Consider the following 23,487-nt stretch of genomic DNA (forward strand, 5'->3'; position numbering starts at 1 on the left):
ATAGCCGTAGCGCATCGCGGTAAACGTTTGAGGCGAATCACTTTTTTTCGATATCGCAGGATGTCGGGACATTTCAGTCGCTGCGGATGCCAGTCCAACCAGCCAGACAGAAGGGCATACCAGCCGGAGCGGGAACCGCGGAGGCAGTTCGCCTCTCGCAAGACCGGTTAAGAGGGTTGCCGCAGGAGGTTTAGCGTAGCGCCGGCGTCAGCCGGAAACCGGGACCGACAGCCCCCGGCGCGCGTGGCCGTTTAAAACTGTCCCTGTGAGCTCAAGGTAACTCAAGGATATTCGCATTCGCCTAGCTCTGTCTGTCAGTTTTGTTCACTGTGGTACGTTTGTTGACTCGATCGTTTGCTTTGCGAGGATCAAACAAATGCGTGCTGCGTCCGATACCGTACCGAACACGCGCTTGCTGGTTCTGCCGACGGGTCTAGACGTATATCTTTAGCTTCTCACGCATTATGTCCCGGACCCGAATTTCCAGCTGCCTCCTTTGCTGATCGATGAAGAGCGTTATGTGTGGTGATCAAGGCCAAGACTGTTGGCGGCGTGGAGACCGATGAGTGCTTGAATACTTACAGCGCCTGTCCGGCGGACGAGGTGAACTCGATCCCGACCTGGAGCTATTTATCGAGCGACAGGAGACCTACCTCAAAGGGGTCATTGATGCCGTAGCCAACGCACCCTTCCCCATGTTCATCGTCATCGGGGCCGACCGCCGCCTGATCTACAACGAGGCCTACATACCGATCCTGGGCTCTCGCCATCCATCCGCGCTTGGGAGGCCGTTCTTCGAGGTTTGGCCGGAAGTCAGCGAGCAGGTGGCGCCTGTCATCGACGAGGCCTTTGCAGGAAACTCGACCCTGTTCCAGGATATGAAGGTGATGCTCAGCCGGCCGGCACTGCAGCCGGCGTGGTTCACGTTTTCCTATAGCCCAATTAGCGATGAAGATGGCCGAGTCGCCGCTGCTTTATGCATCTGCAGCGAAACGACTGAGGCGGTAACGGCGAGGCTTCGTCAGGCTTTTCTGATTGACCTGGAAACAGCGTTTCACAGTACCGACGATGCATCAGGTATTATCGAAATCGCCCAGCATGCCCTTGGGTCGCATCTGGGCGTCAGCCGCGTTGGATATGGATCAGTCGATGACAGCGAGCGCTACTTCACGACCCCAAGCAACTGTACCGACGGTACGGTAGAAAGCCACAGCGGAACGCATGATCTCGCTGCTTTCGGACCAGATGTACTGGCTGCTCTGCGGGGTGGCGTTTCGCTGGTGATCTCCGATTCCTTTTCCGACGCAAGGGTTTCCGATCCCCAAAGCGCATCAGCCTTTCAGGCGCTTCAAATCCGAAGTGTGGTAACGATGTCTCTGATCCGTAGCGGTCGCTTCGTCGCTGCGCTCTACGTCCATGACAAGGAACCCCGGGATTGGACAGAGCAGGAACTTGCGCTGATACGAGAGGTTGCCGAGCGGACGTGGTCAGCCGTCGAACGTGCCTACGCTCAAGCCAACCTGCGTGCACTCGCCGAGCGTCAATCCTTTTTGCTGGCCTTATCTGACCAGCTTCGTCCGCTAGCGAGCGCAGAGGAGATCAAGCAGGTCGCGGCGCGGCTCCTTGGAGAATATCTGGCTGTAGGAAGGGCCGGATACGGCGAGATCGATGCGGGCCAGGAATATGTTACTGTCGAACGCGACTGGAGCAACGGCGAGATGTCGTCGCTTGGCGGCGAGACGCGGCGGCTGGAGATATTTGGCCCCGCGATCATCGCCGAGCTAAAAGCGGGACGAACGCTGCGTCTGGACTCCGTTTCCGACAACCCGGTTTCCGCACCTTACGCAGAAGGATATGCGAGTATCGGGACCAGATCATTGCTGGTCGTTCCTCTGCTGAAGGAAGGCCGGCTGGTGGCCATCTTGTACGTTCATGAAAGTAAACCACGGCACTGGACGGATGAAGAGGCGGCCATCGCATCCGAGGTCGCGGAACGCACGTGGGCCTCGGTTGAACGCGCGCGCGCAGAAAGCGCTCTGCGCGCTGTGAACGCGACGCTCGAGGAGCGCGTGAACAAGAGCCTGGCGGAACGGCGTATTTATGCCAGCATCGTCGAGGATACCGATTCTCCAATCCAGATGATCGACCGCGACTACACGTTCCTGGGCATCAATCCTGCGGCTCAGGCGGATTATGAGCGGGTCTTCGGTGTTCGGCCCCAGACGGGACAGAGCCTGCTTGAACTCCTGGACCGTATTCCTGCGCAAAGAGATGGAGCGAAGGCGGTATGGGGTCGCGCTCTCGCCGGAGAGTCCTTCGATCAGACCGGTTGGTGGGGTGAGGGCGACATCGAGCGACGCGCCTACGAGATGCGTTTCCGTCCGGTTATTGGCGACGATGGGAAGGTCAGTGCGGCATACCTGATCGGCCGTGATATAACAGAACTCTTGAGAGAGCAGGAACGTCTGTCGCTGGCCGAAGAACAGCTCCGACAAGCTCAGAAACTGGAGGCGATCGGGCAACTGACCGGCGGGGTCGCACACGACTTCAACAACCTTTTGACGCCGATCATCGGGAGCCTTGATATCCTCCAGCGCAAACAACTCGGCGGCGAACGCGAGCAGCGCATGGTCGCGGGCGCCGCCCAGGCAGCGGAGCGAGCCCGTGTGCTTGTTCAGCGGTTACTGGCCTTCGCGCGCAGGCAACCCCTGCAGACTGCAGCCGTCGATGTCGGCGAGTTGGTTCAGGGCATGGCTGAGCTCATATCAAGCACCACCGGACCTCAGATCCATATTGCAGTGGAGGTCTCGGCAGCGCTTCCACCGGCTTTGGCGGATCGCAACCAGTTGGAGATGGCGCTCTTGAACCTCGCGGTCAACGCACGCGATGCGATGCCAGATGGAGGAACGCTCCGGATTACCGCTGGAACGTCTACGGGAAGAGCAACAAGGCCCTCTGAACTCGCAGACGCGGACTATATCTGCCTCTCGGTTTCCGATACCGGCTCTGGTATGGACGAGAAGACGTTGAAGCGCGCAACAGAGCCCTTCTTTTCGACCAAGGGTCTTGGCAAGGGAACCGGCCTCGGCCTTTCTATGGTACACGGCCTCGCGCTCCAGTTGGGGGGCACGCTCACGATCAGGAGCCGACCTGGAGTCGGTACGAACGTTGAGATCTGGCTGCCTGTTAGCACGGGAAGCGTTCAAGATGAGGAGCGTCCGTCGACCGTTTCGACAGTTGCTCTTTCAGGTGTTGCCCTGCTTGTCGATGATGAGGAGCTGGTCCGGCTCAGCACGGCGGAGATGCTGCGCGAGCTCGGTTACGACGTGATCGAGGCGGCATCTGCGGAGGACGCTCTAAAACTACTCGATCGGGGATTGAAGCCGAGCATCCTTATTACCGACCACCTGATGCCTGGCATGAGCGGGACGGAACTCGCGCGATCGGTCAATGCGAAGATTTCTGATGTCCAGGTTCTTATCGTCTCAGGTTACTCGGAGGTCGAAGACGTGGCACCGGATCTGCCGCGGCTTACGAAGCCCTTCAGACGGGAGGATCTGGCGAACATGCTAAGCAGGCCGTCGTAGCCATTAGCCTGCTTGATCGGGGCCCCGCAGCTTCACCCCAAGAGCCGCTAACGGCCTGCAGCAATGCAATCGGCCTGACTTTGGCGTGGCAAAATGAAATGACAGAATTTTTTCGACCGCTCTCTTGAATCCGTTTTTTCTCAAAACCAGATCAGTTTCGCCAGCCGCCGACAGGGGCAGGCACAACCGGAGACGCAGGTTTCCGCGTCTCCATTCCATCTCGCTTTACGGAGGATTTGGTTATGAGAAACGATCTTGATTTTGCACCGCTCTATCGCTCCAGCGTCGGTTTCGACCGCGTGTTCAATCTTTTGAACAACGCGCAGCGCCTGCAGGCGATCGACACGTGGCCGCCCTATGATATCGTCAAGACAAGCGACGACGAGTACCGGATCGAAATGGCGGTCGCAGGGTTTGGCGATTCCGATCTCGACATCACGCAGGAACGCAACGTCCTTGTCGTGAAAGGCCAGAAGGCCGAAGCCAAGGATGGCGAATACCTGCATCGCGGGATTGCCGGCCGCTCCTTCGAGCGTCGCTTTGAACTGGCGGATCATGTGAAAGTGGAAGATGCTTCGCTGGTGAACGGCCTTCTACGAATTCTGCTCAAGCGTAAGATCCCTGAAGCCATGAAGCCCCGCAAGATCCCGATCGGCACGTCGGCCGGACAGACGGCGCCGCTGCAAATTGAAGCGGAACGCCAGGTGGCTTGAGGGGCCTCGCCATGAAGAAGCGTCTTGTCAATAACTTCGTGGTAGAAGTTCGCAAACGCCGTGGACGCAAGCTCAGGGTCGGCGACGGAAATCCTGTCGCTCGCGCGCTCGAGAAAATGAAGGCTCAAGCACTCCTTCACCCTTCCAGATAAATGCAGCAGGGAGCGCTGCGGCGCTCCCTGTATCTTTTCGCTCGCGCGATCGGGTGCATTGAACGTCGTTATCGATCGCACCATCTAGGCGCGATGGCGAAACACGAGAAGAGCGACATCGAACTGATCAAGACATGGACCTTGTCAGCGGCGATCACCATGGGGTCATCCGTGCGGGCAAAAGGTCTTCTTCAGGAGATCCAGGCGCGCCTTCCGGCAACTTCCAAAAAAGCGATCTCGCTGGAAGGTGTCGATCTGGTCCTGGCAATGCCTGCTGATGAAGAACCCGCCTTCAATGCCGCGGTATCGGTCGCCTCCAAAACAGTGGAAGAAGCACCGTCCCTTCCCGTCATCCCGCGCGAGATCCAGGACATCCTTGGAATGAAGACGAGCGAGCGCCATCGCTGGCTCGCTGACGGTCGTCTTCTCAGTGCCGGCACTAGGACCGTAAGATTGGCAGGACGCGCCCGCCAGATCACCTTCCACGTCTTTGATCCGAAGGTTGTCGAGGATCTTCTTGATCGTGGCGTCATCGACGAGTGGCGAGTTGAGGATGCCGAGGCGAAGGCGGAGAAGAGAGCGAAGGCCGCATATCAAAGGAAGGTGACGCGGCTGGCGAAAAAGAAGAAGCAGACGAAAAAGGCCGACAAGGCAACCGTAGATCCCGCATCGAGCCTGCAGGGCTGGGACGATTTCGATCTCGACGGACTGCTGCGATGATCTAAAGGGTGCAATAACGCTAGGAAATAACGAGAAGGTCTCCGTGCCAGGCCTGCGTGCACGAACAGCCAGATGTTATCCAGCCTCAGGAAGCCGCGTCGTGGCGCGATTGATGTAATCGACCAAGGCACGAGCGGCCGCGAATGATTTCACGGTATCCTCTACCAGACTGTTGGAGATCAACATCTCGTCTGGGACGCCTCGACATGCGCCAAAGTTCTTGAGATTGAAGAAATCGAGCGCATCATGGTTTTTAACATATCCTCTGGCGCTGATATCATGTCCCCCGGTCAAACCGTTCGGAAAATATCTCTGGAAGAGCGGACCTTCGACGATCCCTCTCCAGTTGCCGGTATGGCTTGCGATCGTTTGCCTCAGGATGCGAGCGAGGCGCGGAGGCGGCAACAGTGCGCCGCCCCCACTGTAAGAAGAGCCGGATGAAATTCGCATGAAATAGGTTGCTGCAGCGTTCTTTGATAGGGAAACGCGCACAGAGATCGACCCTACCCCCTTTGAGATTGGCGCTCTGGCGAGACATTTTCGCGGATCGATGTTTGCGTTCGAGATACGGGGGTCCACCAATCCGGCGCTTCCTATCAGCTGCAATGTGAATTCCATCAAATTGCGCCGAGCCCAATCGCTCTCAGCTTTGTTGTCGCTCAGCCACTCATCACCATGATGACAGGATGCTTCGGACAGAAATTTCAAAGTCGACTGGTCGATCATCCCTCGTTCCACACGCATAATGGCTTGCGGAGTCCACAAAAGGAGCAATGGAACATAAAAGGAACAAAAATATGTCGAGTTTGGCCGGGAGAAATTCCGCGGTCTATTGTTGTGAACCGACAATATGCCCACGCGCTGCGCGTCCCAATGCCATGGACCAGTCGTACGCTCCGAAGCCCGTTTCCTTCGCCAGGGACAGGCTTTCGCGCAAGGCAGCAAGAAGTCGGCTGTTGAGCCCGTTATCGGCAGAGACCGCCGCGAGCAAGTCCATATCCTTCATTGGCAGCGCGAGGCCGGTTGCGGGAAGCGGCCTTGTACCGGTCACCGATGGCGCGTAGTTTTTGTAAATTGGCGATGAGAACAGGGTCTCCGTCATCAGGATCATGAACGCATCGGCATCTGCTTTCTCTGCATTCAGAATGCCTGAAACTTCCGCCATGGCACCAACGGCGGCGCCGATGAGGAAGTTGCCGCAAAGCTTGGCTACGTTCGCCTGTCGAGGGTCGTTGCCGATCACCCACACGCGCGCGAAGCTTTCGAGACACGGGCGCACAATTTCAACGAGGGATGCATCGCCCGCGACGCATATGTTGGCGGCTTTTTGCCTGACGGCCTCCGGCCGCCCGAACAGCGGCGCAGACAGATAGCCGATGCCTGCTGCCTGATGAGCCTGATGAAGCTGGTCGGCAAGATCCGGGCTGACTGTCGACATGCAGGCATGCACGGCATGTCCGCTGGCCGACGAAAGGACCTCTTGCGTGAAAACCTCCCGCACGGCCGCATCGTCAAACAGGACCGAGAGAACGATGTCGGAGGCAAAAGCGTCTCGGACGTCGTTGAGCGGCTCCGCGCCCAACGCAACCATTGCCTCGACGGCGGCCGTTGAACGATTCCATACCCGCACCTCTCGTCCAAGTGCCAAAAGGTGCGGTACGATGGCGGATCCAATCTGCCCGAGACCGATAACGGAAATCGACATGAAATTCTCCCTGTTGCCAAAGCAGTAGCGGGAGATTTAAGCTGTTACCATATGACTTTTATCCTGTTACTATAGCAACACCCATGGAGTGTTCATGACGGCAGCGCGATTGGCACGACCAGAGGCCCGAAGGGAGCTTTCGGAATTTGTCCGGCATTGTCGCGAGCACGCATCCCCTCAAGATCTGGGTCTGGCCGTGGGATCTCGCAGGCGGACAAAAGGTCTGCGCCGCGAAGAGGTTGCGACGCTCGCTGGCGTCGGTCTCACCTGGTACACATGGTTCGAGCAGGGACGAGATATCCAGGTTTCGGATGATTTCCTCAATCGGCTTGGCCGCGGCCTTCGGCTTGACCGGGCTGAGCAGGAACATCTTCATGCCCTGGCTGGCCGGGCGCCCTTCCGGGCAGAAACTCAGGCCGCCGCTTTACCTACCGGTCTCTTGACCATGATCAATGCCTTGCCAGACCCTGCCTACATCCTCAACAAACGATGGGATGTCCTGGCGTTCAACAGGGCAGCCCTCGAGCTGCTCCCGATGTTCGGCGAGCAGGATCCAAACCTTCTTCGTATCGTCTTTTTCTCGGACAGTTATCGCAAGAGCGTTCGCGACTGGGAGACGGCGGCTCGGATCATGTTTCTGAAGGCCCGCCACGACTACCTCACGGGCGGCGCCGATCCCATACTGCGCCGTCATCTGGATGAGATCGTCAGTAGGTTCCCACATGCGGAAGCGTGGTGGACCGATCCGGAAGCGGTGCGGATTGGCGACAGCCGCAAGGAACTGTATTCCCAGAAAAAGGGTTGGCAGACCTTCCAGCTCAGTGTTCTGGCCTACGAGGAACGGCCCGAAATCCGGGTCGTCGTCTATGGGAAACTTTGCACTGGTGACCGGCAATAAGCTGTCATGCAATCATGCCGATCCGCATATGGATATGTTTTAGAGACTTGATGCCGAAGGCTGAGCCGCGACGAGCTTGAAGCCGGTGAGCGAGAAAGATCTTCCTTCTCTTGGACCTGCGATCCCTATGCCCAGACGGGCTCGCATACTTCAATTCCGCTCCTACGGTGTGAGACGAAGTTCGACGTCGGCGGTCATCTCGCCAACCAGCGCAGTAATGGTACCCATTCGGTATGGCTTCGAGACAAACGTAGCGTCCCCAGGGATCTCTTCAGCTGTCAGACGATGTCGGCCCGAGGCGATGATGACCGGCACATTTCGGTGCGTGCTGGAGATCATCGTCGCAAGATCGAGCCCGCTCAAGCCGCCAGGCATGTCGACATCGGTGACCACGGCGTCGACCTTCCGCTGGCCGAGGATCGCGACGGCTTCGAGAACGTTGCAAGCCTCGACAACCTCGTAGCCCTCGCCGGAAAGCGTGTCGGCAAGCACCATCCTGATGAGGGGTTCGTCTTCGACGATGAGAACCGTACGCTGATACATGGCAGTCTCCGCTTCGTGGTTACGAGATGAACTCGCTTGTCCAGATTTAGATCGCCCCTCACTGCAGAGTATTCGCCAACATATTTAATAAAATGCGAACTTTGCGGCGCGCCCTCGGTCTCCCCGTCATCCGTTGGCGAACTCGCGGGCAACTTGGATGAACGCAGCAAAGCAACCGGGAACATCTTCTGGCAGCGCCATGGTGAAGCTTCACGGTCCAGCAGGTCCCATTCGTCCTTCTTTGCGGCGGCAATCCAGAAACGCTCACTCTGCAAAGTTGGTCATTCCGTCGGCTTTCGTCGACGACAGCGTGTTGGCTTCTGATCCTTAGCGGAGCGATATACGCGCCGATACCTGCTTTATCACAAGTGCGTAATTGACCGTAGATATCATCCGTATATCTTAAGCGAGCGTTGGCGCTTGTGTCTGTCGATACAGCCAGTCGCATCTCCCAACCGCCCCGTGAGCATCGGCTGTGCGCAGCATTGGTGCGCGGGTGCCTTGTGAACTGAACAAACTGGAGTGTCTAATGCATCCCTCAACATTGAGACGGGCGGCTACGCGCGCGCTCGTCATAACCATCCTCGGCACTGCGGCGTTGGCCGTGGGTTCCATCGCTCCGGCCCTGGCCGTGGAAGAGGCGGCAACGTCCGGAACGGTGATTTCCCATGCACCGCACAGGATTTCCTCGCAGATAAAGGGACGCGCGGAGCTCATCGTCCACACCATGCAGTCGGTGTCCGGGGGGCAGACGAAGGCCTCGACCCTCCTCTTTGTCCCGGAGGGACCAGCGCCGCAGGATGGATGGCCGGTGATTGCCTGGGCACACGGGACGACAACGCCTGGCAACAAGCTCTGCGCACCCAGCCTGACTGATGACCTCGATGGCGGCCTGACAAAGGATGGCTTCAACAGCGACTACCTGTTCGAAATCTCGACCCTTGTGAATGCGGGCTATGCGGTCGTTGCTCCTGACCTGGAAGGCCTGGGCGAAGTGGCGGAAGTCCCCTACCCCTATTTCAATGCCAGCAGTTTGGCGCGCTCACTGGTCAGCGGCGTTGTTGCCGCTCACAAGGTGAACGCCAACCTCTCGAACGAATATGTGGCGGTCGGACATTCCGATGGCGGTCACGCGGTACTCGGCGTCGAAGCCTTTGCCGGGGAAGCCCCGCAGTTCGAATTCAAGGGCACCGTGGCGATTGCGCCCTACACCTCGATCGAAGCTTTTGTCAAAGAGCTTGGCCAGAGAGCCGCGGCAAAGCCGGAAAAAGCGGGCGACTTCCGCCTCCTGCAGAATTTTAATGTCGCACTCATGACGACCGGGCTGAAGGTGATCGATCCTTCGTTCAAGCCTTCATCCGTGATGGGCCCTGATCTTGAAGCGCAGCTGAAGGAGTTTGTGACACGTTGCTCGGTCCCTGCCATTGGCGGCCTGTCCAAGGCGATTGCCGCAAAAGGCGCGGCATTCGATGGCTTCAAGGAAAACTGGGCCAGCGAACCGAAGATGGCTGCGTTTCTCGCTAAAAATGATCCGGCGGCCAACCCGAACTTCCGCCTCAAGAAGCCAACCTTCATCTCGCTCGGCACTGACGATGCTTTCGTCTTCCAAAATACAACAGCCGCACTGGTAGCTCGATTGAAAGCGGACGGAACACCTGTGAAGTACAACGAGTACCCGGGCACCGACCACTTCACTGTTATCCGTGCAGCGCAGCCTGACACTATGAGCTTCCTGAAAGAGCTTTTCGCGGACTGAAGAGCAACCGCGACCGCCGCGACGCAAAGAAGCGCGCGGCGGTCGCCGGGAAAATCATGAGGACTCTATCCATGACAGAAACCATCAAACGGATCGTGCTGGCATCCAGGCCAGCCGGATCTCCGACGCCGAGTAATTTTCGCCTCGAAGAGGAAGCCATGCCGGACTTGCCCGACGGTCAGGTTTTGCTCGAATCCATCTATCTCTCGCTCGACCCTTATATGCGAGGGCGCATGAGCGACACAAAGTCCTATGCCGATCCGATCACAATCGGCGATGTGATGGTTGGCGCGACCGTCTCCCGGATCAAGCAGTCCCGCCACCGGGATTGGAGGCAAGGCGATATCGTTGTCGCCTATTCGAGTTGGCAGACCCATGCCATCTCCGATGGAAGCGATTTGCGGCGCATCGATCCGGCTGTGGCTCCGATCTCGACCGGCCTGGGAGTGCTGGGCATGACGGGCTTCACGGCCTATGCCGGCTTGCGCAACATCGGTCGCCCGAAACCTGGAGAGACTGTGGTCGTCGCCGCGGCCAGCGGGGCGGTCGGCTCGGTCGTTGGCCAGATCGCCAGGATCCGAGGCGCGCGCGCCGTGGGAATTGCCGGTGGTGCCGACAAGTGCTCATTCGTGAAGAACGAGTTGGGGTTTGACGCCGCGATCGATCATCGCGATCCGGACTTTGCCCGCCAACTTGCGGAAGCCTGCCCTGACGGGATCGATGTGTATTTCGAAAACGTCGGCGGCGCCGTGTGGGACGCGGTCCTGCCGCTCCTCAATGATTTCGCGCGCGTACCCCTCTGCGGGATGATCTCGCACTACAACGACGGCGCGACTGCCAAGTCCTCCACCGATCGCCTTCCGGCTTCCATGAAGGTTATCCAGCAGAAGAGTATCACCGTCCGCGGCTTCATGAATGTCGAGTTCATTGATCAGCAACCGACATTCCTAAAGGAAGCCACAGCTTGGATCGCCGATGGCAGGTTGAAGTACCGAGAAGACATCGTTGACGGTCTTGAGAATGCTCCTGCCGCGTTCATCGGCCTTCTGGAAGGCAGGAATTTTGGCAAGCTGATCGTCAGGGTGTCGGGCGAACGGTAGAAGACGGCCCGTTGCCAGCGGGTTAGTCGCGCACGCGATCATATTCCTGTTGCGCGGCCTCAAGCTCGGGACCGTAGGTCATCGACCACGCATAAAGCGCCTCGAACGGTTGCTGAAGGGAGCGGCCGAGCGCGGTGATGGTATACTCGACGCCGACCGGTGTCGTTGTCGTCAGCACTTCGCGGTGAATGAGGCCATTGCGCTCCAGCCGCTTCAAGGCTTCGGAAAGGGCCTTGTGCGTGATCCCGTCAAGGCGCCGCATGATCTCGTTGAACCTGGATGGCCTGGAGCACAGGACCGTCAGGATCAGTACCGACCACTTGTTGGCAATCTGCTCCAGCACCGGCCGCGCCTTCTCGACGTCCAGCAATGCCTCGGTCGAGACGGCCTTGGGCCGGCGAGACATGCTGGCATTCATCGGCAGGCCGTCGTCAGCTAATGACATGGGTATACTCCTCGATATCTGCTTTACCTATAGTGCGTAATTGACCGTAGGTATAGAGCGTATATCACATGTCCATCAGCTTTGATGGAGTGAACATGAGCAGGTTGGAAAACAAGGTCGCCCTCGTGATCGGCGGTGTCGGTGGCATCGGCGGAGCGATTTCTCAAAGATTCGCCGGCGAAGGCGCGCAGGTCTATGCAACCAGCCGTAAGGGCGGAGAGAGCTCATTTGAAACAGGAGGCTCGGGCAGCGTCCGGGTCATTCAAGCGAACGCCAGCGAAAAGGCCGATCTTCAGCGTGTCCTCGACCAGATCAGGTCAGAACAGGGGCGGATTGATGTCCTCGTCATCAACGCAGGCATTTCAGAATATTCACCCCTCCAAGACATTTCCGAGGATCATTTCGATCGAACATTTGGCTTGAACGTCCGGTCCCTCGTCTTCGCAGCACAGGGCGCAATCGACCTCATGCAATCCGGCAGTACGATCGTGCTGATTGGCTCCATCGCCGGCGACATCGGCACGAAGGGATACGGCGTCTATGGTGCGACGAAGGCGGCCGTCCGTTCATTTACCCGCACATGGGCCAACGAACTGGCTCCCAAAGGCATTCGCGTCAACGTTGTCAGCCCCGGACCAACCGATACGGCGATGATGGCAAGCGCCTCGCAGGAGGTTCGAGATGCATTGTCCAGCATGATCCCTCTTGGACGCATGGGTCGGCCTGAAGAGGTGGCGGCAGCAGCCCTCTTCCTTGCCAGCGAGGAAAGCAGCTTTACGACAGGGGCCGAACTGGCCGTCGATGGCGGCATGGCCCAGGTCTGACACCCACCGTCGAGGGTAGACGATAAGACACCGATCCCAAACGAGTTAATCGCGGGATACCTGGTCTCCTAATGGAATCAGGGGTCGGCGTGGCAGCTCGACCCCTGCAAACACTCATCAGATGGAAAGGAGCCCTTCGAAGATCCCCGGTTACTAGTCAGAACTCTTCCCAGCTTTCCCCTGAGCGGGCGCCGCCGGAACAATAGAGTGGCGGAGATGTCTCTAGCCAACCATCTCTACTGTTGTTGGCACGCCTTGTCTCAGAGAATTTGCGACGGTGCAGACCGCCCAGGCGCGCTCGATCAGTTTCTGGGCGTCGGATCCGTCCAATGTCGTGCATCTCACTGACAGGACCGCGTTGGTGGCGACCAATGGTGCACCGTCCAACTCCAGCTTCACCGTCACCTCGATCTCTCCGATCTCCACCCCGAGATCGTGCGCGACATAGCGGAGATCATTGCAGTAGCAACCGCCGATGGCCAAGGCCAGCAACTGACCGCCATTGAAGCCGAGACCCATGCCACCGGCCTTGCCGTCCGGCCTGTCCACCACAACAGAGTGACCACCGGCCCAACCGAGCGCAGCTTCAGTACCCGGAACGTTTCGCAATTCCACGATCGACTGGACCATCTCCATCTCCGTCCATATGAGGTAGGTCGTCAGCTTCTGCCATATGCACCGCGAGTCAACGGCAAATGCAGATGTTGGGTGGATGTGTTGAGCCACTGCCTGGTTTGTAAATGAAGCGCGCGCACAACGTCTTCCGCTGCCGGTTCAGTCCAGAGCATCAAGTCGGAAGCAATGGCGAGCCAAAATTCGCCCTAACCGCTGCCCGGATCAGGATTGCCGTGTCGTCATCGCCATGATGAGGATCAGCAACGCGTCACTGACCGAGCGACACTTCCCCCAGCCAAACAAAGTCTGCGCCAAACTTCATTCTAGGGAATAGGACAACAAGTTCAAAGGTCTCGGCCACCAGATCGCTTGTCACCCGCGAAAGCGCTCTTGCCAGTCCTTGGGCCCAATGCCCAATCTTCGCAGAAACACGCGCCGCATTGTCTCGGGTGAGCCGAAACCACATTTGCGAGCCGTCGAAGCGACGGAGGCCCCGGTTTCAAGCAGGCCTTGAGCCCGTTCGAGCCGAATGATCTCCACTGCCTCGCCCGGTGTGCGTCCTGTCCTTTGCCGATAGTGACGAGCAAAAGAGCGCCGGCTCATTCTGGCCCTGTCCGCTAATGTTTCGAGCGTCAGCGAACCCGCCAGATTGGCAGAGACCCAGGCGTGAAGGTCCGAGAACCTGTCATCTGCCGCCTGAAGTTTGAGCGGGGCACTGTATTGTGATTGACCTCCCGGCCGCTTGAGAAACACGACCAGTTCCCGTGCCACAGCAAGAGCGAGCGCGCGGCCATGGTCTTCCTCAACCATCGCCAGGGCAAGATCGATGCCTGCCGTAACACCTGCGGAAGTCCATATCGGTCCGTCACGCAGAAAGATTGGATCGCGTTCGAGGCGGACCTGCGGATATCGCCCGGAAAATTCATCGCAGCGGTGCCAGTGCGTGACAGCACGGCGGCCATCCAGCAATCCGGCCTCGGCCAGCAGAAATGCGCCGCTACAGACCGATGCCATCCTCCGGACCCGGGACGCACGATTGCGAACCCATTCAATCAGTGCAGGCCTGGTACAGGCGATATTCACCCCGCGGCCGCCGGCGACAATAGCCGTGTCCGGAACGATACATGACGGTTGGGCGCCTTCGGCCAAACGCCGGCATCGCAGCGTAATCCCTGAATTGGAGGTCACCTCCACCTCTTCCGCCACCAGCGATATTTCGTAAAGCGGCTCTTTGGCAGATCCTCGCGAAAACTCATTGGCCGAAGCGAAGACCTGTGCAGGCCCGGTCGCATCAAGCACCTGTGCGTCGGGAAAAACGAGAATTTCGATCTGGCGCGTCATGGCTTTTGGCATAAAACGAGGGATGATTGGCATTCACGCCAAAGCATTTCCTGTCATGATCCCCTGGTCAAGACAGGAGAAGAACAATGTCCTTCCGCTTCGGTATTCTTTGCTTTCCCGGCGTCCAGCAGTTCGACCTCACGGGCCCATATGAAGTCTTTGCTTCAGCGCGAGACGCACAGGTCAATCTTGTCTGGAAGACCACCGATCCGGTGCGCGCTTCGATGGGGCTTTGGCTGATCCCCGATGTGGCTTTCGCCGAGGCACCGAATTTCGACCTGATATGTGTGCCGGGCGGCGGGGGGGTTAACCCTCTGCTGACCGACGAGGAGACCCTCGACTTCGTCAGGGCTCAAGCAAAAACGGCTCGTTTCGTCACCTCGGTCTGCACCGGTTCGCTTGTTCTCGGAAAGGCAGGCCTACTTACCGGAAAACGAGCCGCGACGCACTGGAATGCGATGGATCTGCTGGAGCGGTTCGAAGCAATTCCGGTCGCAGAGAGGGTCGTTCGTGACGGAAACCTGATAACCGCGGGCGGAGTCACGTCGGGGATCGACTTCGGCCTTTCGGTCATCGCGGAACTGATGGGACAGGATGAAGCCGAAACGATCCAGCTTTCGTTAGAATATGCACCTGCTCCGCCCTTCGACGCAGGCCTGCCGGAACGTGTCCGGCCTGAGATCCTGGCAGCAGCACGCCGTCGGATGGAACGGTCGCGGCAGGAACGCGAGGCATTGCTTCCACCAGTCCGAAACGAGCGCACACTTTAGCCGCCTCTCTACAGGGCATGTCTGGACCCGGATGGCAATCCGGTCAATTTCTTCAACCGGCCGCGAAGCCGCGAGGTGACGCCGGGATTAGGGGTACGCGCGGCGAAGAAGGTGCCCGGTGAGGTTCTTGCCCGGTGCCTCGCTACAAACTCAACAGTTGCCAGATCCGCGTCAACGCGATCCCCCTCGCGCATAGCATCGGATTTCGCGCACTGAAATTCAGTTGAGAGGGACGCTGATATAGGGTCGCCGTCCAGGACCGATTTTTACTTGTTAATCGCCGTCTGCAGAGCATCAATCTTCGCAAGGATGGCGTCGAAACCAGGGGGCGTTTCATCAAACATCATCGGCGCCATCGCTTTGTAGTCAGCCCGAAGGTCTGTGATACGTGCTTCGTCCGGCATCAGTCTCAGTGTTCCAGGCTTGGCGGTGTCGTAGTTCGCCCAAGCCGAGCGGAAAAATATGTTCTTGTGATTTGCGACCTGCGCAAGGAGGCCAAAGTCTCTCGCGGCCTCCTGACATTCGGCGGTCTCGATGAGCATGGCGAGGTCGTAATAGTGACGCGAAAAATATTGCGGTGTCGGAGACTCTTCCGGCCGATGCGCTTCCGCGTGAAGCGCGGTCGCCTTTTCCCAGAACGTGCGGCGCGCGGACAAAACCGTGACCTCGCTGTCGGGCTCGACAAAGAAATTGGGAAATTCGTCCGCAGCATAGGGCCGGATCGTCTTCCTCTCCGTTGGCCAGGGATCGCCACGGGCGCCAAGCTCAAGCTTCACGCGAGGCGTGATGTAAGCCATGCCTTCATATTCTGACGATGGCAGTACGGTCGGGTAATGGAAATTGATCGTCTGCGCGTCGCTGGAATCGATCTCCAAGGTCCACCCGGCCGCCTCGGGCTCGCCAAGCTGGTCGGTGATGGCGCCTCGAAGCGCTGGCAGCAGCTTGTCGGCGATGTGTCGCTCGACATCGGCGACGAGATCTTCGATCAGTTGTCGGGCCCTTTTTCTGCTGATGCCCTCGCTCTCCGGATCGCGATCCCCGGTGTAGCCGAGATCGGCACGGTCAAAGGACAGATCAATGTCCTCCGAAAAACGGCGAATGGCGCCATAGGCCTTGGAGAGGGACGTTCCGCCTTTGAAGACAAGAGTGGCGGCGTCTTTGCCGGTCAACGAGAAGAGGCGCCGCAACGTCCAGCAGACCCAGAAGTCCTTCTCGATGATTGTTTCCGCGACGCCGCGCATCGCTCCGGTCTCGCCGAAGAGGGCGGCGCGATCCTTCGCATCAAGCTTCGCTACTTTATCCACCGACGCCCGGCGCCCCCGCGTTTGCGATCGACACGAGAGTTGGTCGCATCCACGCAGGAGCCCGGTACGCGGAAGTCGCGAGCGCCCGCTTGTCACTCGGTGACAACCTGTGAGCAGCCACCTGAGCGACGTCGGCCGCGCGAACCTGGCCGACATGACGCAGCGCTTGGACCACCGTGCCAGCCGGACTTCCTGGCGCAATGAGATGTTTCGGCGAGGCATGCCGAAGGTCAACGACGCGTTTGCCTAGTACGACCCGACGAGATGGCCCATCGGTCAGATAGGTGCTCTTTGCCGGAACCTGGGTGGTAAGACCAAGAGCGTTTGCGGCTCGGGCACCTGCGATCTGCACGTGCGACCCTGTCTCACGCGCGAGAGCGTGAGCGACATCGTCCGGTGCGGGTGACAAATGGCCGAACTGGGGGTGGATTTTAGGATAGTCGTAAAGACCGCGAGCGAGGCGGCGCAACTTACCAATCTTCACGAGCCGCGAGAGAGCCTGATCGACCGCTGAGCGGGTAGCAACATCGAGAAAGTCGCTGGGCGTGTAGACGCTACCGCGCCCGGTTCCCCGCACGCGCTTCATGATCCGATCGGGAACAGAAGCAACGATAGTTTTCATGTGTCAGAAAATAGACTATTTTTTTCTGACATTCAAGGGGAGCGTCGGCTCGCTGGTGCTGTTCGTATCTTCTCGTCATCCGTAGTCGTTTAAGGGCCGCTGACTGGTTCGCGTACTATGGACGGACCTCGCTTCTCGTGCCTAAATGCGGTTCTAGCGGTGCGTAAACAGCTTCAGGGCTATCAGTCGCACTCGACAGGGTATGAATAGTCAGGCACGGCACCCTCTCCGGAAACAAAGCACGATCGTCTAAATCCGTGCGCTGGTAGGTAACACATCGCAGTTTCCTGAAAAGGCTCTAAAGGCTGCGGTCCAGTTCAGCAAAACACCTTGATCCGTATTATGATCCAGGACGGTTTGCTGGGCGATGATCAGTTGCTCCAATAGGCTTCCTGTTCCGTTCAAGACTCGAGTCCCATCAACGGCGTTCTCATTAATTCCACAGCAAAAGAGCCCCTCAGTTGCAATCTGCAGAATTACGGGATCAACTCTAGGTCATCTTTGATTCGCTTGGGGGAGCGAGTGTTCTGCACCATTTCACTTCATCTTGATTTCGCTGGATGTCGAAAAATCGGGGGATAGAGTTATTGTCGGAAGGGTGGAATGAGCGCCTAGACAAACACTTCGCAGAATTGAGGGCGAACCGTGAGGATGTCCGGCGTCCGGTTAGCTTTCGCTCGAACATTTTTTGGGCGAGCGCCAGCCGGTCATGTTCCTTCATGCCGATCTCGGCGGCCGCCAACAGCCCGTGGGCGATGGCGAGCAGCCGCGTCTCCCGGTCGCGATGCCGGCGCCGATCGACAGGAATGGTTTTCAGGCCAAGATTGATCGCGGCCAGATGGGCTCCAGAGGTAATGCCGGCCTGGCGCAGGATGGAGGCGCAAAACAGACGACCGAGCCAGGGCGCATGCTGCAGGACGGAGAGCTCGTTCCAGGCATCGAAGGCGATGATCGCCTGCAGCACCACCGGCAGGTTTTCGGTCTGGCGCACCACTCTGCGCCATTCGTCGAGCCGGGCATCCTCGTCCCAGTCGAGATCATAAACCAGCGGATCTCTTTCCGCTGCGCCGGCGCGGCCGGGCCGAGTTGCGTTCGCGATCGCCGCCTCCGATCGGGCCAGCACGGCATCGATGGCAGCATAGTCGACGCCGGGAAGATTTCCCGCGTCGCCATGATCCCCCTGCCCTTCCGGATCTGCCGGGACCGCGCGCCGGATGGCGCCTGCCGTCGACGCCTCGGGGCCGACCGCGTTGATGTCCGATGTCTGGCGCAAAGTTCGGATACCATCCGCCGACAAAGCCCATTCAGCGGACTGGCCGGCAATCCGCCGGCGGGTCCTCAAAACATCGCGGGCGATGGTCAGTTCGTGGGTGGGTGTGCGAATATCGCGGGTTGCGTCGTGGAGGACGAGATCTTCGAGATGCACGAGCTCGCCGTCGATCCAGAGCGAGGCGCAGGCATCGGCGAAATGTTGCCGCTCAAGGAAGCCGACGCCAACCGGCGAGCGCGCAATCCGCTCATCCAGACGCGTCAGGGCGAGACCGGCGTCGAAAGCCGGCCGAAGCAAGTTTGAGATGGGCAATTTCGCGAGATCGTAAGCCATTGAAATCATGGTAAATGATTTGCTAAAAGAACTCTATATGAATATTACCGTTCCTCACATGGCATGATTGGCAGATGATATTGTAACCATCGATAAGTATTGCTTATCGGAAGTAAGCCATCTCGATCGGAACCCTTGCCATCTTGATTGCCGTTCGCTATGTTGGAGCCTCATTTTTGATGAGGCCTACCATGTCCGAACCGCAGCTTTCCATCCGCAGCAGCAAGGCCCGTGATCTGGCCCATGCGCTTTCTCGTCGCACAGGCCAGCCGATCAACCGCCTGGTCGAGCTCGCGCTCGAACATTATGATCGGGAATTACGTCAGGAAAAGACCCGTTATCCGATGGATGCAGTGTGGGATCTGGCGGCTGAAGATCGGCGCAACATTCCGCCCGGCACGACGTCTGCGCACGACGAATTCTACGACGAGAACGGCTTGCCGATATGATCGCAATCGACACCTCGGTCATCATCGCCATATCTGCAGATGAGCCAGAAGCCGAAATATTCAGGCCGCTTACAGGTCGCGAGCCCGTCATTATCGGCTGGCCGACGCTGTTGGAAGCGCGGATGGTCCTGACAGGCAAAGGGTTTGTCAGTGCAGCGAAGATGATCAAGCGCCTTGCTGAAACGCCGAATGTCACGACGGTGGCTTTCGATGGGAAGCATTACCGGGCGGCCGAAGACGCTTTCGAGCGTTTCGGCCGTGGTCGTCATCCAGCTGCGCTTAACATGGGCGACTGCTTCTCCTACGCCGTTGCCGCTGTTGCCAAAGCGCCCTTATTGTTCAAGGGACATGATTTCGGGCAGACGGATCTCAAACTCCATCCCGCGTCATCAATGGCATGACGAGCCCTGGCCGCGATCCTATTGATACACGCGCCCATGAGCTCGACACGATCGCTGCCGTGCTGCCGATGGAGCGGCGCGATGAGCTTGCGGAACTGTTAACCGACCAGGATGTTGAAAGGCTCCGGCATCTGGTCAACGAGGGCATGGGCGAAAACACCCTGCGGGCGCTCACCTCCGACCTGGCCTATCTGCAGGCCTGGTCGCTCGCCGCAACAGGCAAGTCACTGCTTTGGCCTGCGCCGGAAGCTCTGCTCCTGAAGTTTGTCGCCCATCATTTGTGGGATCCGCAAAAGCGTGCCGAAAACCCGGATCACGGCATGCCGGCAGACGTCGAGCAAAATCTCCGGGGCCAGGGCTTCTTGAAGGCGGTTGGACCGCATGCACCCGATACGGTCCGCCGGCGGCTTGCCAGCTGGTCGACGCTGACCAAATGGCGCGGGCTTTCCGGTGCCTTCGCTTCCCCTGCCCTCAAGTCTGCCATTCGGCTGGCGGTGCGCGCGACACCGCGGCCTCGCAAGCGGAAAAGCGCCAAGGCGGTGACCGGCGATGTGATGGCGAGACTGCTGGCAACCTGCAACACGAGCAGTCTTCGCGATATCCGTGACAGGGCGATCCTGATGGTGGCCTTTGCCTCCGGCGGCCGCCGTCGCAGCGAGGTCGCTGGCCTGCGTGTCGAACAGCTGACGAACGAGGCGCCGATTGTCGTTGAAGGTGCCTCTCCCCTCCCCTCACTTTCCATCCATCTCGGCCGCACCAAAACCTCCGGTGCCGATCACGATGAAATCGTCTATCTCACCGGCCGACCCGTGGAGGCACTGAATGCCTGGATGGAAGCAGCAAGGATCGAGGTTGGCAGCGTGTTTCGGAAGGTCGACCGGTGGGGCAATGTCTCGAAGCGGACGCTTGATCCGAAATCCGTCAATGACATCGTCAAGAATCGCGCTGAGCTCGCCGGACTGGATCCGGGGGAGTTCTCGGCGCATGGGCTGAGATCGGGATATCTCACCGAGGCGGCAAACCGCGGCGTTCCCCTCCCCGAAGCTATGGAGCAGTCGCGCCATCGGTCAGTGCAGCAGGCGTCGAGCTATTATAACAGCGCGACACGGCGCAGTGGCAGGGCAGCGAGGCTGCTTTAGGTCCACTGTCGGCCGATATCTTTCAGGCATACCGGTGCGGCCGGAACGAAAATCCTTATTCCAACTCAGCGTTCGGTGGACACCTCAAAGGCGGGACGGCCCCATTTATGGGTTAGATCCAGCATATCGGAAGCCGGGTTCGTTGCGACGCCGCCGACATTTTCCCTCAAAATAGGTCTGAAGAGCGCTGAAGCTTGCGCAAGAATCTGTCAGAAAGCAGCCGCTCCATATTAACTTGACGATGGGGTATGAAACCGTGTGGAGCGATTTCACCATTGGCAAGCATTAGCAACAAGGTTGCAGCATAGCCGGCAGCGACGCCGGTCAGAGCGTTGAAAGGCCCGGCATTCTGGTTCGGCGCAAAACGCTGGCAGATCGTCTTTTCTGCCATCTGGCTGCCCCGCATGCCGCGCGCGGTGACGACCAGCAGCAACACATCGTCCTCGACTGTGGGTAGGCCGTTGAGCAGCAGGTTGCGCAGCATGTCGCGGCGCGCCTGTAGGCCCAGATCGTCCAGCAGAAATCGCATATATTCCAGATGGCCTGGATAGCGCAAGGTCTTGAAGGTGACATTCCGAAGGCCCGACGCCACGAGCCAGTCGAGATCTTCCAGCCCGCCCGCAGTCGTGAAACCTTCATAAGCCACACCATCGATAATGATACGCTCGTACTCGCCGAGCGGCTCCAGCGTAACAGGCTGCCTGTCGCGAATTGCAGCACTCGGCTGAGTGTATTCCTCGATCAGCCCATCGACGTTCCAGATCTGTCCGTAGCCGAGCCTATTGGTAGGAAAGCGCGGTATCGAGCCGACGCGAATGGTCAAGTCAATGACAGGGGCAAAATTCCTGATCAGGCTATGAACCATGTTGTCGATAAAGCCCGGCGAAACGCCGCATCCTCCCAGCACGGCGCGTGTTTTGGCAAGCTCCTCCAGCCTGTCGCGAACCTGGCCGCAGATGGGCGAAAAGTCGAGATAATGCGTGCCGGCCATGGCAGCCGCATCCGCCACCTGTTTGCGCGCAGCCGCAGGGACCGCAGAAACCGTAACCTCGCGGTTGGCCAGCATTGCCGGCAACTTCTCATAGTGACGTACAAGCCGGGTCGTGACCGCAAGCTCTCGCGCCATCAACCGATCAAGTGCCTCTTCGGAGTGGTCGATGACTTCGACATCGAATTCAGGCTGAGGCGCCAGCATCGCCGCCAGCGCAATTCCGAGCCGTCCGGCTCCGAAAATCGTCACACGTAATGTGGTCATTGTCGCACCTCAAGCCCGGAAACGGGAGACGAACCCCTGAAGACGTGGGTTCTGTGGATTGAGAATGACCTCGTCGGCCGACCCCTGCTCGGCGATGACGCCCTGGTCGAGAAACAGAACACGGCTGGCGACATCGGCAGCAAACGCCATCTCATGTGTCACGATTGCCATCGTCATGCCTTCCTGTGCCAACCTGCGGATAACAGCCAAAACTTCTCCAACAAGCTCCGGATCGAGCGCGCTCGTGACCTCATCCAGAAGGAGTGCCTCAGGCTGCATGGCAAGCGCGCGCGCAATGGCGACACGCTGCTTCTGCCCGCCCGACAGATGGTTGGGATAAGCCGCGGCTTTTTCGGCGAGACCGACCTGTGCGAGCAGATCCATCGCATGGTCTCTGGCCTCCTTCTTCGGCGTCTTGCACACGACGATCGGCCCTTCCGTCACATTCTCCAGCACCGTCTTGTGAGGGAACAGGTTGAAATGCTGGAATACCATGCCGACATGGCGGCGCAGCGTGCCGATGCCAACCTTTTGCCCCTTGTCGAGAAAACCCGTTCCAACCTCCTTCTGACGAAAGCGGATTGTGCCCCCTGTCGGCTGCTCCAGCATGTTCAGGCAGCGGATAAAAGTCGACTTCCCGGAACCCGAAGGGCCGATCAACGCCACGACCTCGCCGCGGCCAAGGTGAAGATCGAGGCCCTTGAGCACGGCATGGGTGCCATAGCTCTTGTGCAGGCCGACCGCTTCGATGACGGGTGTATTCGTCTGAATGTTCATGGTCATATTCCTTTCTGCACGCCTTAATCGCTGACCCTGAGCCGTCGCTCGATCCAGTCCGCAGCCTGGGTGAGCGGCAGCAGCATGGCGATGTAGAGCAATGCCATGACCGTGTAGGATTCAAGCGGCCGGTAGGTCTGGCCGTTGACGACCGCGGCCATGTAGGCAAGGTCTGCAACCGAAATGACCGAGACCAGCGAAGTGTTCTTGAACTGGATGACCGACTGGTTGATGAAGGACGGCAGCACGCGCTTCAGCGCCTGCGGCAGGATGATCCGGGTCATGGACTGCCATGGGCTCATGCCGATGGCAGCGGCCGCCTCTCGCTGACCGCGATCGATCGAAACGATGCCGCCCCGAAAGATCTCGGCATAGAAGGCACCGACATAAAGAGACAGCGTCAACATGGCAGCCACGCGGTTGTCGATGGTCCCGCCCAGCAACAGGGGAAACGCGTAGTAGAACCAGAGAAGCTGCACCAGAAGCGGCGTACAGCGGAATATTTCCTGATAGCATCGCGCAATCAGGTTCAGCACCTTCCAGCTTGAAAGCCGGGCGGCACAGGTGAGAAAGCCGATGATGACACCGAAGAAGATCGAGCCGATCGTGTAGAGCACACTGATCCAGAGGCCCCAGAGGAACAGATCCCAGAACGGCCAAATGGAGTTGAAATCCCAATTATAGGTCATTCGGCTCCCCCGTGACGCGCAGAGCCACAAACGTCTGTCGACGCCTTGCGGCTTCTCTTTCAGGCTTTTGGATCATCTT

23 protein-coding genes are annotated in these 23,487 nt (G+C 58.7%); 11 read left to right on the forward strand and 12 right to left on the reverse strand.

All coding sequences use genetic code 11. The features are described 5' to 3' along the window. The first annotated feature begins 566 nt into the window (after positions 1-566). The 3 genes from ACSQ8R_RS30460 to ACSQ8R_RS30470 all read left to right on the forward strand — a co-directional run bounded on the left by ACSQ8R_RS30460 (position 567) and on the right by ACSQ8R_RS30470 (position 5,172). Positions 567-3,587 carry a GAF domain-containing protein gene (locus ACSQ8R_RS30460; RefSeq protein ID WP_436257048.1) on the forward strand — a complete coding sequence of 1,007 codons (3,021 nt, stop codon included), beginning with the start codon at positions 567-569 and terminating at the stop codon, positions 3,585-3,587. A 242-nt stretch (positions 3,588-3,829) separates the two neighbouring features. Then, the gene (locus tag ACSQ8R_RS30465) at positions 3,830-4,300 is read left to right on the forward strand and encodes an Hsp20 family protein (RefSeq protein ID WP_436257049.1); all 471 of its coding nucleotides are present in this window, start codon (positions 3,830-3,832) and stop codon (positions 4,298-4,300) included. 245 nt (positions 4,301-4,545) lie between these two features. Continuing rightward, positions 4,546-5,172 carry a hypothetical protein gene (locus ACSQ8R_RS30470; RefSeq protein ID WP_436257321.1) on the forward strand — a complete coding sequence of 209 codons (627 nt, stop codon included), beginning with the start codon at positions 4,546-4,548 and terminating at the stop codon, positions 5,170-5,172. 75 nt (positions 5,173-5,247) lie between these two features. Here ACSQ8R_RS30470 and ACSQ8R_RS30475 read toward each other — a convergent pair whose 3' ends face one another. Further along, on the reverse strand, positions 5,248-5,898 hold the full coding sequence (locus ACSQ8R_RS30475; protein ID WP_436257050.1) for a DUF2461 family protein: 651 nt from the start codon (positions 5,896-5,898) through the stop codon (positions 5,248-5,250). A gap of 103 nt (positions 5,899-6,001) precedes the next feature. Then, the gene (locus tag ACSQ8R_RS30480) at positions 6,002-6,877 is read right to left on the reverse strand and encodes an NAD(P)-dependent oxidoreductase (RefSeq protein WP_436257051.1); all 876 of its coding nucleotides are present in this window, start codon (positions 6,875-6,877) and stop codon (positions 6,002-6,004) included. Between the two features lie 94 nt (positions 6,878-6,971). Here ACSQ8R_RS30480 and ACSQ8R_RS30485 point away from each other — a divergent pair, with 94 nt between their 5' ends. After that, a complete protein-coding gene (locus ACSQ8R_RS30485) occupies positions 6,972-7,775 on the forward strand; it encodes a helix-turn-helix transcriptional regulator (RefSeq protein WP_436257052.1) in 804 nt (267 codons plus the stop codon). A 162-nt stretch (positions 7,776-7,937) separates the two neighbouring features. On the opposite strand, the gene ACSQ8R_RS30490 is transcribed toward ACSQ8R_RS30485, so the two are convergent. Next, positions 7,938-8,318 (reverse strand): response regulator, encoded by a 381-nt coding sequence (locus tag ACSQ8R_RS30490; protein ID WP_436257053.1) that lies wholly within the window; start codon positions 8,316-8,318, stop codon positions 7,938-7,940. A 529-nt stretch (positions 8,319-8,847) separates the two neighbouring features. On the opposite strand from ACSQ8R_RS30490, the gene ACSQ8R_RS30495 reads away from it, so the two are divergent. Together ACSQ8R_RS30495 and ACSQ8R_RS30500 are read left to right on the forward strand one after the other, a co-directional pair. Further along, positions 8,848-10,074, forward strand: coding sequence for an alpha/beta hydrolase family protein (locus ACSQ8R_RS30495; protein WP_436257054.1), 1,227 nt, complete (start codon positions 8,848-8,850; stop codon positions 10,072-10,074). Between the two features lie 71 nt (positions 10,075-10,145). After that, entirely contained in the window at positions 10,146-11,174 is a 1,029-nt protein-coding gene (locus ACSQ8R_RS30500) for an NADP-dependent oxidoreductase (RefSeq protein ID WP_436257055.1), read from the forward strand. Positions 11,175-11,196: 22 nt separating this feature from the next. On the opposite strand, the gene ACSQ8R_RS30505 is transcribed toward ACSQ8R_RS30500, so the two are convergent. Beyond that, a complete protein-coding gene (locus ACSQ8R_RS30505) occupies positions 11,197-11,619 on the reverse strand; it encodes a winged helix-turn-helix transcriptional regulator (RefSeq protein WP_436257056.1) in 423 nt (140 codons plus the stop codon). A 95-nt stretch (positions 11,620-11,714) separates the two neighbouring features. Here ACSQ8R_RS30505 and ACSQ8R_RS30510 point away from each other — a divergent pair, with 95 nt between their 5' ends. Continuing rightward, a complete protein-coding gene (locus ACSQ8R_RS30510; RefSeq protein ID WP_436257322.1) occupies positions 11,715-12,443 on the forward strand; it encodes an SDR family NAD(P)-dependent oxidoreductase in 729 nt (242 codons plus the stop codon). 222 nt (positions 12,444-12,665) lie between these two features. Here the strand turns inward: ACSQ8R_RS30510 and ACSQ8R_RS30515 are convergent, their stop codons facing one another. Then, positions 12,666-13,073, reverse strand: a complete 408-nt coding sequence (locus tag ACSQ8R_RS30515) for an OsmC family protein (RefSeq protein ID WP_436257057.1) — start codon at positions 13,071-13,073, stop codon at positions 12,666-12,668. 357 nt (positions 13,074-13,430) lie between these two features. Then, the gene (locus ACSQ8R_RS30520) at positions 13,431-14,432 is read right to left on the reverse strand and encodes a GlxA family transcriptional regulator (protein ID WP_436257058.1); all 1,002 of its coding nucleotides are present in this window, start codon (positions 14,430-14,432) and stop codon (positions 13,431-13,433) included. A 53-nt stretch (positions 14,433-14,485) separates the two neighbouring features. Here ACSQ8R_RS30520 and ACSQ8R_RS30525 point away from each other — a divergent pair, with 53 nt between their 5' ends. Continuing rightward, complete coding sequence (locus ACSQ8R_RS30525) at positions 14,486-15,169, forward strand: DJ-1/PfpI family protein (RefSeq protein ID WP_436257059.1); 684 nt, start codon at positions 14,486-14,488, stop codon at positions 15,167-15,169. A gap of 266 nt (positions 15,170-15,435) precedes the next feature. On the opposite strand, the gene ACSQ8R_RS30530 is transcribed toward ACSQ8R_RS30525, so the two are convergent. From ACSQ8R_RS30530 to ACSQ8R_RS30540, 3 genes are all read right to left on the reverse strand, one after another. Beyond that, complete coding sequence (locus tag ACSQ8R_RS30530) at positions 15,436-16,473, reverse strand: nucleotidyl transferase AbiEii/AbiGii toxin family protein (protein ID WP_436257060.1); 1,038 nt, start codon at positions 16,471-16,473, stop codon at positions 15,436-15,438. Further along, positions 16,466-17,095, reverse strand: a complete 630-nt coding sequence (locus tag ACSQ8R_RS30535; protein WP_436257061.1) for a DUF6088 family protein — start codon at positions 17,093-17,095, stop codon at positions 16,466-16,468. Before ACSQ8R_RS30535 ends, ACSQ8R_RS30530 begins: the two co-directional genes overlap by 8 nt. A 490-nt stretch (positions 17,096-17,585) precedes the next feature. After that, on the reverse strand, positions 17,586-18,707 hold the full coding sequence (locus tag ACSQ8R_RS30540; protein ID WP_436257062.1) for an RHE_PE00001 family protein: 1,122 nt from the start codon (positions 18,705-18,707) through the stop codon (positions 17,586-17,588). Between the two features lie 182 nt (positions 18,708-18,889). On the opposite strand from ACSQ8R_RS30540, the gene ACSQ8R_RS30545 reads away from it, so the two are divergent. From ACSQ8R_RS30545 to ACSQ8R_RS30555, 3 genes are read left to right on the forward strand one after another with little or no spacing between them, the layout of a single operon-like run. Next, entirely contained in the window at positions 18,890-19,147 is a 258-nt protein-coding gene (locus ACSQ8R_RS30545; protein WP_436257063.1) for a type II toxin-antitoxin system VapB family antitoxin, read from the forward strand. Continuing rightward, on the forward strand, positions 19,144-19,548 hold the full coding sequence (locus ACSQ8R_RS30550) for a type II toxin-antitoxin system VapC family toxin (RefSeq protein WP_436257064.1): 405 nt from the start codon (positions 19,144-19,146) through the stop codon (positions 19,546-19,548). The genes ACSQ8R_RS30545 and ACSQ8R_RS30550 overlap by 4 nt, the downstream gene beginning before the upstream one ends. Next, positions 19,545-20,687, forward strand: coding sequence for a tyrosine-type recombinase/integrase (locus tag ACSQ8R_RS30555; protein WP_436257065.1), 1,143 nt, complete (start codon positions 19,545-19,547; stop codon positions 20,685-20,687). The genes ACSQ8R_RS30550 and ACSQ8R_RS30555 overlap by 4 nt, the downstream gene beginning before the upstream one ends. A 166-nt stretch (positions 20,688-20,853) precedes the next feature. Here ACSQ8R_RS30555 and ACSQ8R_RS30560 read toward each other — a convergent pair whose 3' ends face one another. Genes ACSQ8R_RS30560 through ACSQ8R_RS30570 form a run of 3 tightly spaced genes read right to left on the reverse strand, consistent with a single transcriptional unit; the run spans position 20,854 to position 23,408 of the window. Beyond that, a complete protein-coding gene (locus ACSQ8R_RS30560; RefSeq protein WP_436257066.1) occupies positions 20,854-21,942 on the reverse strand; it encodes a saccharopine dehydrogenase C-terminal domain-containing protein in 1,089 nt (362 codons plus the stop codon). 9 nt (positions 21,943-21,951) lie between these two features. After that, positions 21,952-22,719, reverse strand: coding sequence for an amino acid ABC transporter ATP-binding protein (locus ACSQ8R_RS30565; protein WP_436257067.1), 768 nt, complete (start codon positions 22,717-22,719; stop codon positions 21,952-21,954). Positions 22,720-22,742: 23 nt separating this feature from the next. Next, on the reverse strand, positions 22,743-23,408 hold the full coding sequence (locus ACSQ8R_RS30570) for an amino acid ABC transporter permease (RefSeq protein ID WP_436257068.1): 666 nt from the start codon (positions 23,406-23,408) through the stop codon (positions 22,743-22,745). Positions 23,409-23,487 lie beyond the last annotated feature (79 nt).

Origin of the sequence: Neorhizobium sp. LjRoot104, from assembly GCF_964253725.1 — a bacterium.
Lineage (GTDB): Bacteria > Pseudomonadota > Alphaproteobacteria > Rhizobiales > Rhizobiaceae > Neorhizobium.